The sequence below is a fragment of the Rhodococcus sp. 11-3 genome (assembly GCF_023704055.1).
Classification (GTDB): domain Bacteria; phylum Actinomycetota; class Actinomycetes; order Mycobacteriales; family Mycobacteriaceae; genus Rhodococcus; species Rhodococcus aetherivorans.
On sequence record NZ_CP080406.1, the window covers coordinates 1,630,522 to 1,645,222 of the forward strand.

Genomic DNA, 14,701 nt, shown 5'->3' on the forward strand with positions numbered 1-14,701 from the left:
GCGGGAGTGTGCACGAGGCCACCGACAGGCGGCGGGATGCCTATTCGTACCGCGGGAACACCGGGGCCGGGGCCGGCAGCGGGGTGCCCGGGGCGAGGCGTGTGGCGATGTCCGCGAACTGCCGCGCCTGCGGGTCCTGGCCCACCAGGTCGAGGATCTTCGCGGCCGAATCGGGCATCACCGGCTGCACGAGCAGGCCGACGATCCGCACGACCTCGAGCGTCACGTACAGCACCGTCGCCATCCGGGCCGGGTCCGTCTTGCGCAGCACCCACGGTGCCTGCGCGGAGAAGTACCGGTTCGTCTCGCCGAGCACGTGCCAGATCGTCTCCAGTGCGAGGTGCAGTGCCTGCACGTCGAACTCGGCCCGGACCTTCTCGAGCAGGGCGTCGGCCTGCGCGAGCAGCGCGCGGTCGTCCTCGGTGAAGTCGCCGGGGGTCGGCACCACGCCGTCGAGATTCTTGGCGACCATCGTCAGCGAGCGCTGCGCCAGGTTGCCGAGTTCGTTCGCCAGGTCCGCGTTGACGCGGGTCACGATCGCCTCGTGGCTGTAGCTGCCGTCCTGGCCGTAGGAGATCTCCCGCAGCAGGAAGAAGCGCAGCGGATCGAGACCGTACTGTTCGACCATCTCGAGCGGGTCGACGACGTTGCCGACCGACTTGGACATCTTCTCGCCCTTGTTGAACAGGAAGCCGTGCACGAACACCCGCTCGGGCAGCTCGATTCCGGCCGACATCAGGAACGCCGGCCAGTACACGGTGTGGAACCGGGTGATGTCCTTGCCGATGATGTGCAGGTTCGCGGGCCAGTAGCGGCGGAACGACTCCGCCTCGGTGTCGGGGAAGCCCGCGCCCGTCAGGTAGTTGGTGAGCGCGTCCACCCACACGTACATCACGTGCTCGGGGTGGTCCGGCACCGGCACGCCCCAGTCGAAGGTGGTGCGGGAGATCGACAGATCCTTCAGCCCGCCGGAGACGAAGCTGACGATCTCGTTGCGCCGGGTGGCGGGGGCGATGAAGTCCGGTCGCTCCTCGTACAGCTTCAGCAGCTTGTCCTGATACGCCGAGAGCCGGAAGAAGTACGTCGACTCCTCCGTCCACTCCACCGGGGTGCCCGACTCGGTGGCGATGCGCGTACCGTCCTCGAGCACCGTCGTCTCGGCTTCGGCGTAGAACGCCTCGTCGCGCACCGAGTACCAGCCCGAGTAGGTGTCGAGGTAGATGTCGCCGTTGTCGGCCATGCGCTGCCAGATGGCCTTGCTCGCCTCGCGGTGATCGGCGTCCGTGGTACGGATGAACCGGTCGAAGGAGATGTTCAGCGACTTGTCCATGGCCTCGAACACCCCGGAGTTGCGGGCCGCGAGGTCCCGCACGTCCAGGCCTTCCTTCGCCGCCGTCTGCTGCATCTTCAGGCCGTGCTCGTCGGTGCCGGTCAGGAAGAACACGTCGAAGCCGTCGAGGCGCTTGAACCGGGCGATCGCGTCCGAGGAGATGTACTCGTAGGCGTGGCCGATGTGCGGGGCGCCGTTCGGGTAAGCGATCGCGGTCGTCAGGTAGAACGGCGGGCGGGAGGCGGCAGGAACAGTCATGGTGCGTCCACTTTATAGGTAGATAGTGTATGGGCCGTGAGCCGAACCCGCCCCGCGCCCGAGCCTCCGCAGCCGCTCTCGCCTCTCGTCGATGCCCACACGCACCTCGACGCGTGCGGCGCGCACGACGCCGAGTCGGTGGCGGCGATCCTCGACCGGGCGGCCGCGGTCGGGGTCGGACGGGTCGTCACCGTCGCCGACGACATCGTCGCCGCCCGCTTCGCCGTGGACGCCGCGCACTGGGACGAGCGGGTCTACGCCGCCGTGGCGATCCACCCCACCCGGGCGAACGCGCTCGACGACGCCACCCGGGCCGAGATCGAGAAGCTCGCCGCCGACCCGCGCGTGGTCGCGGTGGGGGAGACCGGCCTGGACCTGTACTGGCCCGGCAAGCTCGACGGCTGCGCCGACCCGATCGAGCAGGAGGACGCCTTCCGCTGGCACATCGACCTGGCCAAACGGCTCGGCAAGACCCTCATGGTCCACAACCGCGACGCCGACGCCGAGTTGCTGCGCGTGCTGCACGACGAGGGTGCGCCGGAGACGGTGATCTTCCACTGCTTCTCGTCGGACGCGGACATGGCGCGGGCCTGCGTCGACGCCGGTTACCTGCTCAGCTTCTCCGGGACGGTGAGTTTCAAGAACGCCGCGGCGCTGCGTGCCGCGGCCCCGCTGGTGCCGCTCGAGCAGGTGCTGGTGGAGACGGACGCTCCGTTCCTGACGCCCCATCCGTTCCGCGGCGCGCCCAACGAGTCGTACTGCCTGCCGTACACGGTGCGGGCGCTGGCGGAGGTGCGCGGCGCGGACCCGGCCGAGCTGGCCGCCGCGACCACCGCGAACGCCGAACGGGTGTACGGACTTTCGTAACGGTGTCGCCGTTCCGAGGCGGCCGGCCCGTGCGGCCGGGACAATGGACGGCATGCACAGCTTCGTCTACAACGCTCAGCCGTCACGGGTGGTGTTCGGGCCGGGAACCGCGGCGCGGGTCGCCGACGAGGTGCGCCGCCTCGACCGCTCCCGGGTTCTCCTGCTGGGTGGTGAGCACGTCCGTCCGCAGGTGGAACTCGTCGAGAAGGCCCTCGGTGGGCTGCAGGTCGCCCGGTTCGACGGCGCCGTCATGCACACGCCGGTGGCGGTCACCGAGAAGGTGCTGGGCCTGGTCTCCGAACACGACATCGATGCCGTCGTCGCCGTGGGCGGGGGGTCGACGACGGGACTGTCGAAGGCGATCGCGGTGCGCACCGGCGTGGACCAGGTGATCCTGCCGACCACCTACGCCGGATCCGAGGTGACTCCCGTCCTCGGGGAAACCGCGGACGGTGTGAAGACCACGCACTCGTCGCCGGCCATCCTGCCCGAGACCGTCATCTACGACGTCGAGTTCACCCTGTCGATGCCGATCCCGATGGCGGTGACCAGTGCGATCAACGCGATGGCGCATGCCGTGGAGGCGTTGTACGCCGAGCATGCCAACCCGATCGTCGACACGCTGGCGCTCGAGGCCATCCGCGCGATCGCCCGGGGCGTGCCGGTCCTCGGCGCCGACGCCGCGGACCGGGAGGGCCGCTCGGATCTGCTGCTCGCGGCGTGGCTGGCCGGCACGTGCCTGAGCGCGGTGGGAATGGGCTTGCACCACAAGCTGTGTCATGTCCTGGGCGGCAGTTTCGACCTGCCGCACGCGCCGACGCACACCGTGGTGCTACCGCATGTGATGGCGTTCAACGCGCCGTCGGTGCCGACCGTGATGAGCCGCATTGCCGACGCCCTCGGCACCCCCACGGCCCCGGCCGGGGTCTTCGACCTGGTGGCGGCGGCGGGCGGCCCGACGACGCTCGCCGAACTGGGGATGTCCGAGGGCGACCTCGACGAGGCGGCGCACCTGGCCACCGAGCGGCAGTACCCCAACCCGCGGGAGGTGACCCGGGTCGGGGTGCGGCGCCTGCTCGGGGACGCCTATGCCGGAGTCCGCCCCGAGTGACGGTGCGCGCTCGGTGTGTGCCCTCGGTGTGTGCTCACTCGGTGTGTGCTCACTCGGTGTGTGCTCACTCAGGGGGCGGTCGGGGGGTTGCGGCGCGGCCGGATCTGCGCGTTCGGCAGCGCCGGCGCGGGTAGCCGTGTCACCTTCCCGGTGTAGCCCTCGACCCGCCCGAAGCGTTCCCCCTCGCGCTGCCACTCGTCCCGGAACGCGACGATCTCGTCGTGGCTACGGCCCACGAAGTTCCACCACATGACGATCTCCTCGCCGAACGGCGTACCGCCGAGCAGGACGGCCCGCGCGGGTTCGACGGTGAGATTGGTCAGGGGGAGCGTGGGGACTCCGGTGCCGACGTAGCCGAGCGCGGAGCGGGCGAGGACGGTGCCGGCGAGGCGGACGCTGCCGGTGTCGACGAGCAGACCGTGCTCGAACTCGGGATCGACGGCCAGTTCGACGGTCGCGCCCGGGTCGAGGGTGATCTCGGCGCCGAGCAGCGGGGTGAAGGTGTGCACGGGCGACGCGGACCCGGCGAGGGAGCCGAGGAACACGCTCACGGTCGCGCCCTCGATCCGGACGGGTTCGGGGGCATAGTGCTGGAAGTCGCGGGGTGCGCCGCGGTGCGCGTCGGGCAGGGCCACCCACAATTGGACGCCGTGCAGGACCGTCGTGGCCGGCGTGGAGACCTCCGAGTGGGCGATGCCGTGGCCGCCGGTCATGAGGTTCAGTTCGCCGGGGCGGACGAACGCGTGCTTGCCGAGGCTGTCGCGGTGCTCGATCTCGCCGGCGAACAGCCAGCTCACCGTCTGCAGGCCGGTGTGCGGGTGCGGCGCGACGTCCATTCCGCCGGTGGCGGCGACGTCGTCGGGCCCGTAGTGGTCGGCGAAGCACCAGGCCCCGATGAGGGACCGGGCGCGCTGCGGCAGGGTGCGGCGGACCGGCATCGCGCGCGGGCCGCCGAGCGGCACCTCGCGGGAGGTGATGATCTGCACACGGGTGGGGGCGGGCTCGGTTTCGCAGCGGATCTCGGTGGGCTCGGCGTCGACGTTGCTCATCTAGAGGACCTTGTTTCCGTACATCTCGCCGAGGGGGTCGGCGATGAGTTCGATGCGGGCGCCGTCGGGGTCGCGGAAGTACAGCGAGACCTCGCTGTGCTCGACGAGCTCGACGCCGGCGTCGGTCAGCTTGGTGCGCAGGCGTTCCCACCTGCCGGGCTCGACGCTGATCGCGATGTGGTGCAGGCCGCCGAGGACCTCCCGGTAGGGCCCGACGTCGAGTCCGGGGAAGTCGAAGAACGCCAGCAGGTTTCCGTTGCCGATGTCGAAGAAGAAGTGCGAGGAACCGGGGTAGTCACGGTTCTCGATCAGTTCGGTGAGAGGGAATTCGAGCACGTCCTGGTAGAAGCGCACGGTGCGTTCGACGTCGCTGCTGACGAGCGCGGTGTGGTGCAGCCCGCGGGCCGACGACGCGGGTCGCTCGTCGACCGGCCGGAGGTAACGGCTGCGCAGTTCCTCCCGCAGCGTCGCGGATCGGCGGCTGCGCTCCTCTTCCACGCTGATTGCCACGATAGTGCTCCTTCGGCCGGTGATTGCCCCTTCGACGAGGAGCATACTCCACATTGTTGATTAATCAACTACTTTTCGGCCCCCGACCTTCCGGCAGCCGGGGCGCTCGGGCACCCCAAGGTTGAACCTTCAACCTTGCGCAGCTACCGTGGACGCGGCTTCGATCGAAGGACGAGCCCCCCACCGCCCGCACCGAAAGGTCATCTCCATGAACAACCCCGTCCTGCGCAACGTCGGGCTGCTCGTCGCCCGAGTGGTCATCGGCATCGTCTTCCTGGCCCACGGCCTGCAGAAGATCAACCAGGGATACTCCGCCACCAAGGCCGGATTCGAGGGCATGGACGTGCCCGTGCCCGCGCTGTCCGCCTTCTACGCCACCTGGGTGGAAACGCTCGGTGGCATCGCTCTCATCATCGGCCTGCTCGTGCCGATCTTCGGCGTCCTGCTGCTGATCAACATGCTCGGCGCGTTCTTCGTCGTCCACATCGGCAACGGCATCTACGTCACCGACGGCGGATGGGAACTCGTCGGGGCCCTCGGCGCGGGTGCGCTGGTGCTCGCCGTCGTCGGCGCCGGCGCCTACAGCGTCGACGCCCTGCTCGCCCGCCGGGTGCGGTTCCTGCAGACCGCGTAGCCGTGGGTGAGGACCGGCGCCCGGGAACCGGGCGCCGGCCTCAGAGCACCTTCGCGAGGAAGTCGCGGGTCCGTTCCTGGCGGGGGCTCCCGAACAGTTCCTTCGGCGTGCCCTCCTCGAGGACGTACCCGTCGGCCATGAACAGCACCCGGTCGGCGACCTCCCGGGCGAAGCCCATCTCGTGCGTGACCACGACCATGGTCATGCCCTCGGCCGCCAGGTCGCGCAGCACCTGCAGCACCTCGCCCACCATCTCCGGGTCGAGGGCGCTGGTCGCCTCGTCGAACAGCATGATGTCCGGATTCATGGCCAGCGCCCGTGCGATCGCGACGCGCTGCTTCTGCCCGCCGGACAGGTTGGCCGGCTTCGCGTCGGCCTTCTCGCTCAGCCCCACCCGGTCGAGCAGGGCGAGCCCCCGCGTCCGTGCCTCCTCCTTGGTCGCCCGCTTCGTCAGCACCGGCGCGAGCACGATGTTCTCGAGGGCCGTCATGTGCGGGAAGAGATTGAAGTGCTGGAACACCATCCCGATGTGGCGGCGCACCCGGTCGATGTCGATCTTCCGGTCGGCGAGGTCGAACCCGTGCACCACCACCGAACCGGCGCTGATGTCCTCGAGCCGGTTCAAGCATCGCAGGAACGTCGACTTGCCCGAACCGGAGGGGCCGATCACGCACACCACCTCGCCGGCGAGGATGTCCACATCGATGCCCTTGAGCACCTCGTTCTCGCCGAACGACTTCTTCAGGCCGCGCACGCGGATCTTCACCTCGCGACCGTCCTCGAGCGGCTGGGCCGCGGCTGCCTCGGTCAACGGTTGATCCTCTTCTCGAGTCGGTCCGACAATTTGGTCAGCGCCATGATGACGACGAAGTAGATCACCCCGATGATCAGCCACATCTGGAACGACTGGAAGTTGCGGGCGATGATGATCCGCCCGGTCTGGGTGAGCTCGGCGATGCCGATCACCGACAGGATCGAGGTGTCCTTCAGCGTGATCACGAACTGATTGATGTACGACGGGATCATGGTGCGCACCGCCTGGGGCATGACCACCTTGCGCATCGCGGGCAGGTAGCCGATGCCGAGGCTGCGGGCGGCCTCCATCTGCCCCTTGTCGACGGACAGGATGCCGCCACGCACGATCTCGGCCATGTACGCGCCCGCGTTGAGCGAGAGCGTGATGATGCCCGCGGTGAACGCCGACATCTGGAATCCGGCCGCGGCCGGGATGCCGAAGTAGATGAAGAAGGCCTGCACCAGCAGCGGGGTGCCGCGGAAGACGTCGACGTAGGCGGTGCCGATCCCGCGCAGGACGATGTTGCGTGAGACCCGCATGAGGCCGAACAGCGCACCGAGCACCAGCGCGATCGCGATCGAGACGACCGACAGCACGAGGGTCAGCCACAGCCCCTCGAGCAGCAGTTGCCAGGTGCTGCGGAGCAGGCCGGGGATGGAGTTGTCGGCCTGCACGGCGCCCTCGCCGAGGTAACTCTCCACGATCTCGTCGTAGCGGCCGTTGTCCCGCAAATTCTGCAGGCCCGCGTTGAACGCGGTGAGCAGCTCGGGATTGCGGCCCTTGTTCACCGCGAACCCGTAGTTCGCACCGGCCTCCTTCTCCGTGACCGTCTTCAGCCCGTTGCCCTGGGCGATGCCGTACGCCAGCACCGGGTAGTCGTCGAAGACCGCGACCGAGTTCCCGGTGCGGACCTCGTCGTACATGCTCGCCGAGTCGGCGAAGTAGACCGTGGTGAACCCGTACTCGCCCTTGATGGACTCGGCGAACGCGGCGCCCTCGGTGCCGTTCTTGACCGCGACGCGCTTGCCTGCCAGATCGGCGTACGACGCGACCTCGTCGTTGCCGGCGAGTACCGCCATCTGCACGCCGGACTCGAAATAGGGATCCGAGAAGTCGAAGACCTGCTTGCGCTCCTCCGTGATCGACATGCCCGCGATCACGCCGTCGGCCTGGTCCGCCTGCACCGCCTGCAGGGCGGCATCGAAGCCCAGCGGACGAACCTCCACGGTGAAGCCCTGATCCTCCGCGATCTCCCGGATCAGGTCCATGTCGATGCCGACGAAGTCGCCCTGCTCGTTCTGGAATTCGAAGGGTGCAAAGGTCACGTCGGTGGCGATGACGTAGGTGCGGCCGGCGGCGGGGGACTGCGCCAGGGCCGCCGGGGTGGCAGCGAGCAGCAGCGCGCCGAGCATGCCGAGCAGGGTCAGCAGCGCCGCACTCCGCCGCGCCGGAGGACGGTGAATTCGGTCACCCAAAGTAATCCCACCTCTGTAATTCGCGCGTCGTGCGGCACGTTTTCCCGAGCGTCGAATCGACGCTAGCCCGCACCTTCGGTCGCGGCCCGGCTATTGATCGAAAATTACGAATCGTCACCTGTCTCGTTACCGAGAAACTGCAGGTAGAAATGGTGCAGTTGCCGTATCAATGCCGATTCGTTACCGTGCCGTGATCGAAGTTGTCGACAGTGCAGGAATAGCCGTGTCACCTTTCACCAAGATCAACCGAGCGAAATCGCCCACGCTGTACGTGGTCGTCGCCGCACTCTTCCTCACCCTTGCGGCCGGCGGCGTCGCCGCCCTGATTCAGCACAAGGAACTCACCCTCGACGTGGACGGTGAGCGGATCGCGCTCAGCACCATGAGCTCCGAGGTCGGCGACGTTCTCGCCGGCGCCGGCTACCCCGTCGGCGAGCACGACGTGGTGGCCCCGGCCGTCGATGCCGAGGTGTCGGACGGGGACACGGTGGTGCTGCGGCGGGCGCGTGAGGTGCAGCTGAGCGTCGACGGTGCCGAGCGCACGGTGTGGACGACGGCGACGACGGTGGACGAGGCGCTGGCGCAGTTCGAGCTGGCGGCGGATGTGTACACCTCGGCGTCGCGGTCGCACCGGTTGCCGCTCGAGGGTGCCGAGCTCGACGTGGTGAGCCCGAAGACGGTGCGGTTGCTCGACGGCGGTGCGCCGGCGGTTCAGGTGCGGATGGCGGCGCCGACGGTCGGGGAGTTCCTGGCCGCGCACGGGGTGGCGCTCGAGCAGGCTGATTCGGTGGTGCCGGCGGTCGATGCGGCGCTGACCGACGGCCTCGAGATCCGCATCACCCGCGACCGCATCGAAACCCGCATCGAGAACCAGCCGGTCCCCGCGCCCGAGCAGCGCGTCGACGACCCGAACATGACCGAGGGTGAGACCGCGCTCGACAACCCGGGCGCTCCCGGTGAGCGCACCGTGACCCTCGACGTGCACACGATCGACGGCGTCGAGGTCGGCCGCACCGAGAAGGCCTCGACCACCGTCCGGGAGCCGGCTCCTGCGATCGTCCGCGTCGGCACCAAGCCGAAGCCGGCCGTGCCCGCCTCCGGACGCTCCTCCACCTGGGACGCCCTCGCGCAGTGCGAGGCCACCGGCAACTGGGCCATCAACACCGGCAACGGCTTCTACGGCGGTCTGCAGTTCACCCAGCAGACCTGGGCCGCGTTCGGCGGCACCCAGTACGCGCCGCGCGCCGACCTGGCCAGCCGCGAGCAGCAGATCGCCGTCGCCGAGAAGGTCCAGGCCGCGCAGGGCTGGGGAGCCTGGCCGGCGTGCACCAGCAAGATGGGACTGCGGTAAGAAGTACGGCTTGTGTCCCCACTGACGAAGATCAACAACTCGCGCTCCGTGCTGTTGTACGCCGTCGTCGCGGCGCTCCTGGCCACCCTGGTGGCCGGCGCCGCGACGGCGCTCGCCCGGCACAAGACCGTGACGATCGACGTCGACGGGGACCGGCTCACCCTGGGCACCATGGGCACCGACGTCCGAGCCGTCCTCGCCCACGCCGGCTACCCCGTCGGCGAGCGCGACGTGGTGGCCCCGGCCGTCGATGCCGAGGTGTCGGACGGGGACACGGTGGTGCTGCGGCGGGCGCGTGAGGTGCAGCTGAGCGTCGACGGTGCCGAGCGCACGGTGTGGACGACGGCGACGACGGTGGACGAGGCGCTGGCGCAGTTCGAGCTGGCGGCGGATGTGTACACCTCGGCGTCGCGGTCGCACCGGTTGCCGCTCGAGGGTGCCGAGCTCGACGTGGTGAGCCCGAAGACGGTGCGGTTGCTCGACGGCGGTGCGCCGGCGGTTCAGGTGCGGATGGCGGCGCCGACGGTCGGGGAGTTCCTGGCCGCGCACGGGGTGGCGCTCGAGCAGGCCGATTCGGTGGTGCCGGCGGTCGATGCGGCGCTGACCGACGGCCTCGAGATCCGCGTCACCCGCCAGCGCACGGTCCGGGTCACCGAGACTCAGCCGCTCGCGCCTCCGGAGCAGCGCATCGAGGATCCCACCATGAACATGAGCCGGACGGTCGTCGAGAACCCCGGCGTGCCCGGCGTGCACGACGTCACCTTCGCCGTCACCACCGTCGACGGCGTCGAGACCACCCGCGAACAGATCGACGCCGTCGTCACCACCCCGGCGCAGCCGCGCATCGTGCGCGTGGGCGCCAAGCCGGGAACCGAGGTGCCGCCCGTCGAGAACGGCGACGCCTGGGACGCCCTCGCGCAGTGCGAAGCCACCGGCGACTGGGCCGTCAACACCGGCAACGGCTACTACGGCGGCCTGCAGTTCGACCAGAGCACCTGGGAGCGCCAGGGCGGCCTGAAGTATGCGCCCCGTGCCGACCTCGCCACCCGGGAAGAACAGATCGCCGTCGCGAGCCGGATGCAGCGTGCCCAGGGCTGGGGAGCGTGGCCGTCCTGCTCGTCCCGCATCGGCGTGCGTTAGGTTCGGCACGTGCCAGACCACTCACCCGGCGACCCCGGCTCGACCCCCCGCGACGGTTCCGACGTGACCGCTCGCGACGGTTCCGACGTGACCGCCCGCGACGGTTCCGACGTGACCGCTCGCGGTCGTGCCGCCCTGCTCGGTCCCGCCGAGGTGCGCGCCCTCGCGGAGGAGTTCGGGGTCCGGCCGACCAAACAACTCGGCCAGAACTTCGTGCACGACGCCAACACGGTGCGCCGCATCGTCTCGGTCGCCGGCGTGGGCCGCGACGACGTGGTGCTCGAGGTCGGCCCGGGCCTCGGCTCGCTGACGCTCGCCCTGCTCGACGTCGTCGACCGCGTCGTCGCCGTGGAGATCGATCCCAGGCTCGCCGAGCGCCTGCCCGCGACGGTCGCCGACCGCGCGCCCGACCTCGCCGGGCGGCTCGACGTCGTCCTGAAGGACGCCATGCGGGTGTATCCGGCCGACCTGCCGGCCACCCCGACGGCGCTCGTCGCGAACCTGCCCTACAACGTCGCGGTGCCCGTGCTGCTGCACTTGTTCGCCGAATTCGACTCGCTGCGCACGGCTCTGGTGATGGTGCAGGCCGAGGTGGCCGATCGGCTCGCCGCCGAACCCGGGAGCCGCGTGTACGGCGTGCCCAGTGTCAAGGCCGGCTTCTTCGGCCACGTCCGTCGCGCCGGGTCGGTGGGCCGGGCCGTCTTCTGGCCGGTGCCCCAGGTGGAATCCGGGCTGGTGCGCATCGACCGCTACGCCGAGCCGCCGTGGCCCACGGACGAGGGGCACCGCCGCAGGGTATTCGCCGTCGTCGATGCCGCATTCGCGCAGCGCCGCAAGACGCTGCGGGCAGCGCTGAGCGGCTGGGCCGGTTCGGCCGCGGAGGCCGAGCGACGCCTGCTCGCCGCCGGGATCGATCCGTCGACGCGGGGGGAGAAGCTGGACGCCGCTGCCTTCGTGCGGATCGCCGCCGCGCAGTGACGGCGCCGGGCAGGGCCGGTACGCAGTGACGGCGCCGGGCGGGTCGGTTCCGTCGCAGCGCTTGGCAGGCGGGCGGATCTGTGCTCTACTGGTACACGGTCGTTAGGTAGTGTGTTCGTGGTTTACCCCTCGCACATTTCTAGTTGCGAGCGGATGCGAAATTCCCACGGAATCCTTCTCAGCCGTCGAGTGACAGGCCCGGACGACGTCGTGTCGTTCGACGAAAGATGAAGGCCGCACGGCTTTCCGAGATGTATGAGGTTGAAAATGGTTGAAGGTACCGTGAAGTGGTTCAACGGCGAAAAGGGCTTCGGCTTCATTGCCCCCGCCGACGGCTCCGCGGACGTCTTCGTGCACTTCTCCGAGATCCAGGGTCGCGGCTTCCGCACCCTCGAGGAGAACCAGCGCGTGAGCTTCGAGGTCGGCCAGGGTCAGAAGGGCCCGCAGGCCACCGGCGTCACCGTCATCGGCTGACGTAGGTCGAACGCTCGGCGCGCGTTCCCCGGGCAGGTGCCTTCTCCGACGGCCTCGTGAGGTCGTCGTGGAAGTGTCGCCGTGAGAGGTGCATCCGAGCAGTGAAGAGGGGCCGGTCCGCAGGGACCGGCCCCTCTTCGTGTCGGTGGGCCGGCGTCGTCGTATCCGGGCGTCGGCGTCGTGTCCTGCGAAAACGTTTCGGCACAACGCTGTTTCGTGGCAGTTCCGGCGATATCGCTGGCGGTGCGGGCGCCGATGTGATCTACTTGCACTCGGTCGTTAGGTAGTGTTCGTGGTTCACCCCTCGCGCATTTCTGGTCGCGAGCGGATGCGATAGCCCACACGGAATCGTTTTCTACCGTCGAGTGACAGACCCGAGCGGCGATGTGTCGCTCGACGAGTGGGGAAGCCTGGTGCTTCCCGAATCTTCTTAGGAATGAACATGGTTGAAGGTACCGTGAAGTGGTTCAACGGCGAAAAGGGCTTCGGCTTCATTGCCCCCGCCGACGGCTCCGCGGACGTCTTCGTGCACTTCTCCGAGATCCAGGGCGGCGGCTTCCGCACCCTCGAGGAGAACCAGCGCGTGAGCTTCGAGGTCGGCCAGGGTCAGAAGGGCCCGCAGGCCACCGGCGTCACCGTCATCGGCTGACACACCCGCCTCACCGGCCGGATGTCACACGAGTTCGGTTCGATCGAATACGTGTGACATCCGGTCATCGCACGCGCCGGCTCAGTCGCTCACAGCGACGGAGCCGGCGCGTTCGTATCGCCGGGCCAGCAGCTCGTGGCGCCGTCCCGCGTGCAGGCACGCGTCCCGCAGTTCCGGCGGATCCAGCACGGTGAAGTCGACGTCGAACGCCGCGAGCCAGCCCGCGATCGACCCGAGCGACGTGCCGCCGAGCGCCACCGCGCAATGGTCGTCGTCGACCGGTTCGAGGGTGCCCCACTGCTCGTCGACCATGGGCGCGATCGACTCGAACGGCGCGTGCAGCAGCACCCGGGCCCGGACCCGGACCGACCCGCGCGCGATGCCCCGGGCCACGAACTCCGCGGCCCCGCCGGGCGGCAGCCCGCGTGTGGTGAACCGCGGACCGGTGGGGATCTTCGGTTCCATCCGGTCGACGCGGAACGACCGCCAGTCCTGCCGGTGCAGATCCCACGCCACCAGATACCACCGTGCCCCGGAGCGCACCAGCCGGTACGGCTCCACCTCCCGCCGCGAGAATCCGCCGTCGTGCGTGCGGTAGTCGAAGCGCAGCCGCTCGTGTGCGTGGCACACCGAGGCGACGGCGGACAGCAGGCCCGCGTCGACCGCGGACGCGGCCGGAGCCTGCTCGACCACGTCCACCCGCAGCGCCTCGAGCCGGTGCCGCAACCGCGACGGCATCACCTGCCGCAGCTTGGCCAGGGCGCGACCCGAGGCCTCCCTGATGCCCGTCACCGAGCCGGTCGCGCCGGACTGCAGCGCGACCGCCACCGCGACGACCTCCTCGTCGTCGAGCAGCAGCGGCGGCATCTCCGCACCCGCGCCGAGGCGGTACCCGCCGCCGACCCCGACGGTCGCGTCCACCGGGTAGCCGAGGTCGCGAAGCCTGTCGACGTCGCGGCGCACCGTGCGGGTGGTGATCTGCAGGCGTTCGGCGAGCTCGGTGCCGGACCAGTCCCGCCGGGTCTGGAGCAGCGACAGCAGGCGCAGCAGGCGAGCGGACGTTTCGCGCATGGCCCGAGCATGCCAGCGAACGAGGACAGCCGTCGTCCGCAATCGGTTCCGCGCGGGTGCGTAAGCTGTATATCCGTGCTGTCCGTCGTTCCGAGCCCCGTCACCGTGCGGGCGCCGTCCAAGGTGAATCTGCACCTCGCCGTCGGTGACCTGCGCGACGACGGATACCACGAGCTGCGCACGGTCTTCCACGCACTGTCGCTGAGCGACGAGGTGTCCGTCGCCCGCGCCGACACGCTGAGCCTGCGGGTACGCGGTGCCGACGCCGCGGCCGTCCCCACCGACGCCGGCAACCTTGCGTGGCGGGCGGCGGCCCTGCTCGCCGAGCGCGCCGGACGCGCACCCGAGGTCGCCATCACGATCGACAAGGGCATTCCCGTCGCGGGTGGCATGGCCGGCGGCAGCACCGATGCCGCCGCCACGCTCGTCGCCCTCGACGCCCTGTGGGGGCTCGGTCTCACCCGCGACGACCTCGACGAGTTCGCCGCCGAACTGGGCAGCGACGTCCCGTTCTGCCTGCACGGCGGCACCGCCATCGGCACCGGGCGCGGCGAGCGCCTGGTGCCCGTGCTCTCCCGCGGCACGTTCCACTGGGTGCTGGCCCTCGCCAAGGGCGGCCTGTCCACCCCGGTGGTGTTCCGCGAGCTGGACCGGCTCCGGGCCGAGGGCTCCCCGCCCCGGGTCGGCGGACTCGACAGTCTGCTGCAGGCGCTTGCCGCCGGCGATCCCCACGCGCTGGCGCCGCTGCTGGGCAACGACCTGCAGGCCGCTGCCCTGTCGCTCGAGCCCGCGCTGCGGCGCACCCTGCGCGCGGGCGTGGAGGCCGGGGCCCTGGCGGGCATCGTCTCCGGGTCCGGACCCACATGCGCGTTCCTGTGCGCCGACGCCGCCGCGGCGGTGACGGTGAGCGCCGAGCTGGCCGGAGCCGGCGTGTGCCGGACGGTGCGCGTGGCCTCCGGGCCGGTCCCGGGCGCGCGCGTCGTCGACAACTCCCACCACTGATCTCTC

General features: G+C 70.0%; 15 protein-coding genes. 9 read left to right on the top strand and 6 right to left on the bottom strand.

The features are described 5' to 3' along the window. Window positions 1–40: 40 nt before the first annotated feature. Window positions 41–1,588: a methionine--tRNA ligase gene (metG, locus tag KZJ41_RS07725; RefSeq protein ID WP_050034773.1), complete on the bottom strand. Its 1,548-nt coding sequence runs from the start codon at window positions 1,586–1,588 to the stop codon at window positions 41–43. Between the two features lie 36 nt (window positions 1,589–1,624). Here metG and KZJ41_RS07730 point away from each other — a divergent pair, with 36 nt between their 5' ends. Both KZJ41_RS07730 and KZJ41_RS07735 read left to right on the top strand, forming a co-directional pair. Beyond that, window positions 1,625–2,455, top strand: a complete 831-nt coding sequence (locus KZJ41_RS07730) for a TatD family hydrolase (RefSeq protein WP_006944914.1) — start codon at window positions 1,625–1,627, stop codon at window positions 2,453–2,455. Between the two features lie 43 nt (window positions 2,456–2,498). Then, a complete protein-coding gene (locus tag KZJ41_RS07735) occupies window positions 2,499–3,566 on the top strand; it encodes a maleylacetate reductase (protein WP_050034774.1) in 1,068 nt (355 codons plus the stop codon). Window positions 3,567–3,634: 68 nt separating this feature from the next. Here KZJ41_RS07735 and KZJ41_RS07740 read toward each other — a convergent pair whose 3' ends face one another. Both KZJ41_RS07740 and KZJ41_RS07745 read right to left on the bottom strand, forming a co-directional pair. Further along, window positions 3,635–4,615 carry a pirin family protein gene (locus tag KZJ41_RS07740; RefSeq protein WP_065922884.1) on the bottom strand — a complete coding sequence of 327 codons (981 nt, stop codon included), beginning with the start codon at window positions 4,613–4,615 and terminating at the stop codon, window positions 3,635–3,637. Continuing rightward, entirely contained in the window at window positions 4,616–5,125 is a 510-nt protein-coding gene (locus KZJ41_RS07745) for a VOC family protein (protein ID WP_006944908.1), read from the bottom strand. It abuts the gene before it with no gap. Window positions 5,126–5,333: 208 nt separating this feature from the next. Here KZJ41_RS07745 and KZJ41_RS07750 point away from each other — a divergent pair, with 208 nt between their 5' ends. Continuing rightward, window positions 5,334–5,759, top strand: a complete 426-nt coding sequence (locus KZJ41_RS07750) for a DoxX family protein (RefSeq protein ID WP_006944906.1) — start codon at window positions 5,334–5,336, stop codon at window positions 5,757–5,759. A 40-nt stretch (window positions 5,760–5,799) separates the two neighbouring features. Here KZJ41_RS07750 and KZJ41_RS07755 read toward each other — a convergent pair whose 3' ends face one another. Continuing rightward, on the bottom strand, window positions 5,800–6,570 hold the full coding sequence (locus KZJ41_RS07755) for an amino acid ABC transporter ATP-binding protein (RefSeq protein ID WP_006944900.1): 771 nt from the start codon (window positions 6,568–6,570) through the stop codon (window positions 5,800–5,802). Beyond that, window positions 6,567–7,967, bottom strand: a complete 1,401-nt coding sequence (locus KZJ41_RS07760) for an amino acid ABC transporter substrate-binding protein/permease (RefSeq protein WP_231386008.1) — start codon at window positions 7,965–7,967, stop codon at window positions 6,567–6,569. Before KZJ41_RS07760 ends, KZJ41_RS07755 begins: the two co-directional genes overlap by 4 nt. Window positions 7,968–8,253: 286 nt before the next feature. Here KZJ41_RS07760 and KZJ41_RS07765 point away from each other — a divergent pair, with 286 nt between their 5' ends. The 5 genes from KZJ41_RS07765 (at window position 8,254) to KZJ41_RS07785 (ending at window position 12,622) form a co-directional block, all read left to right on the top strand. Continuing rightward, window positions 8,254–9,381, top strand: coding sequence for a resuscitation-promoting factor (locus tag KZJ41_RS07765; RefSeq protein WP_029542085.1), 1,128 nt, complete (start codon window positions 8,254–8,256; stop codon window positions 9,379–9,381). 12 nt (window positions 9,382–9,393) lie between these two features. Then, on the top strand, window positions 9,394–10,521 hold the full coding sequence (locus tag KZJ41_RS07770; RefSeq protein WP_065922883.1) for a resuscitation-promoting factor: 1,128 nt from the start codon (window positions 9,394–9,396) through the stop codon (window positions 10,519–10,521). An 87-nt stretch (window positions 10,522–10,608) separates the two neighbouring features. Beyond that, window positions 10,609–11,499: a 16S rRNA (adenine(1518)-N(6)/adenine(1519)-N(6))-dimethyltransferase RsmA gene (gene rsmA, locus KZJ41_RS07775; protein ID WP_037201475.1), complete on the top strand. Its 891-nt coding sequence runs from the start codon at window positions 10,609–10,611 to the stop codon at window positions 11,497–11,499. A gap of 267 nt (window positions 11,500–11,766) precedes the next feature. Beyond that, entirely contained in the window at window positions 11,767–11,973 is a 207-nt protein-coding gene (locus KZJ41_RS07780; protein ID WP_003937832.1) for a cold-shock protein, read from the top strand. Window positions 11,974–12,415: 442 nt separating this feature from the next. Next, window positions 12,416–12,622, top strand: a complete 207-nt coding sequence (locus tag KZJ41_RS07785; protein WP_003937833.1) for a cold-shock protein — start codon at window positions 12,416–12,418, stop codon at window positions 12,620–12,622. Window positions 12,623–12,703: 81 nt separating this feature from the next. Here the strand turns inward: KZJ41_RS07785 and KZJ41_RS07790 are convergent, their stop codons facing one another. Then, window positions 12,704–13,693, bottom strand: coding sequence for a YafY family protein (locus KZJ41_RS07790; RefSeq protein ID WP_251550410.1), 990 nt, complete (start codon window positions 13,691–13,693; stop codon window positions 12,704–12,706). A gap of 75 nt (window positions 13,694–13,768) precedes the next feature. Here KZJ41_RS07790 and KZJ41_RS07795 point away from each other — a divergent pair, with 75 nt between their 5' ends. Then, the gene (locus tag KZJ41_RS07795) at window positions 13,769–14,695 is read left to right on the top strand and encodes a 4-(cytidine 5'-diphospho)-2-C-methyl-D-erythritol kinase (protein WP_006938943.1); all 927 of its coding nucleotides are present in this window, start codon (window positions 13,769–13,771) and stop codon (window positions 14,693–14,695) included. Window positions 14,696–14,701 lie beyond the last annotated feature (6 nt).

Coding starts and splice junctions, on each gene's coding strand:
- metG (WP_050034773.1), bottom strand. CDS start 1,588: ATGACTGTTCCTGCCGCCTCCCGCCCGCCGTTCTACCTGACGACCGCG.
- KZJ41_RS07735 (WP_050034774.1), top strand. CDS start 2,499: ATGGACGGCATGCACAGCTTCGTCTACAACGCTCAGCCGTCACGGGTG.
- KZJ41_RS07740 (WP_065922884.1), bottom strand. CDS start 4,615: ATGAGCAACGTCGACGCCGAGCCCACCGAGATCCGCTGCGAAACCGAG.
- KZJ41_RS07750 (WP_006944906.1), top strand. CDS start 5,334: ATGAACAACCCCGTCCTGCGCAACGTCGGGCTGCTCGTCGCCCGAGTG.
- KZJ41_RS07760 (WP_231386008.1), bottom strand. CDS start 7,967: ATGCTCGGCGCGCTGCTGCTCGCTGCCACCCCGGCGGCCCTGGCGCAG.
- KZJ41_RS07780 (WP_003937832.1), top strand. CDS start 11,767: ATGGTTGAAGGTACCGTGAAGTGGTTCAACGGCGAAAAGGGCTTCGGC.
- KZJ41_RS07785 (WP_003937833.1), top strand. CDS start 12,416: ATGGTTGAAGGTACCGTGAAGTGGTTCAACGGCGAAAAGGGCTTCGGC.
- KZJ41_RS07790 (WP_251550410.1), bottom strand. CDS start 13,693: ATGCGCGAAACGTCCGCTCGCCTGCTGCGCCTGCTGTCGCTGCTCCAG.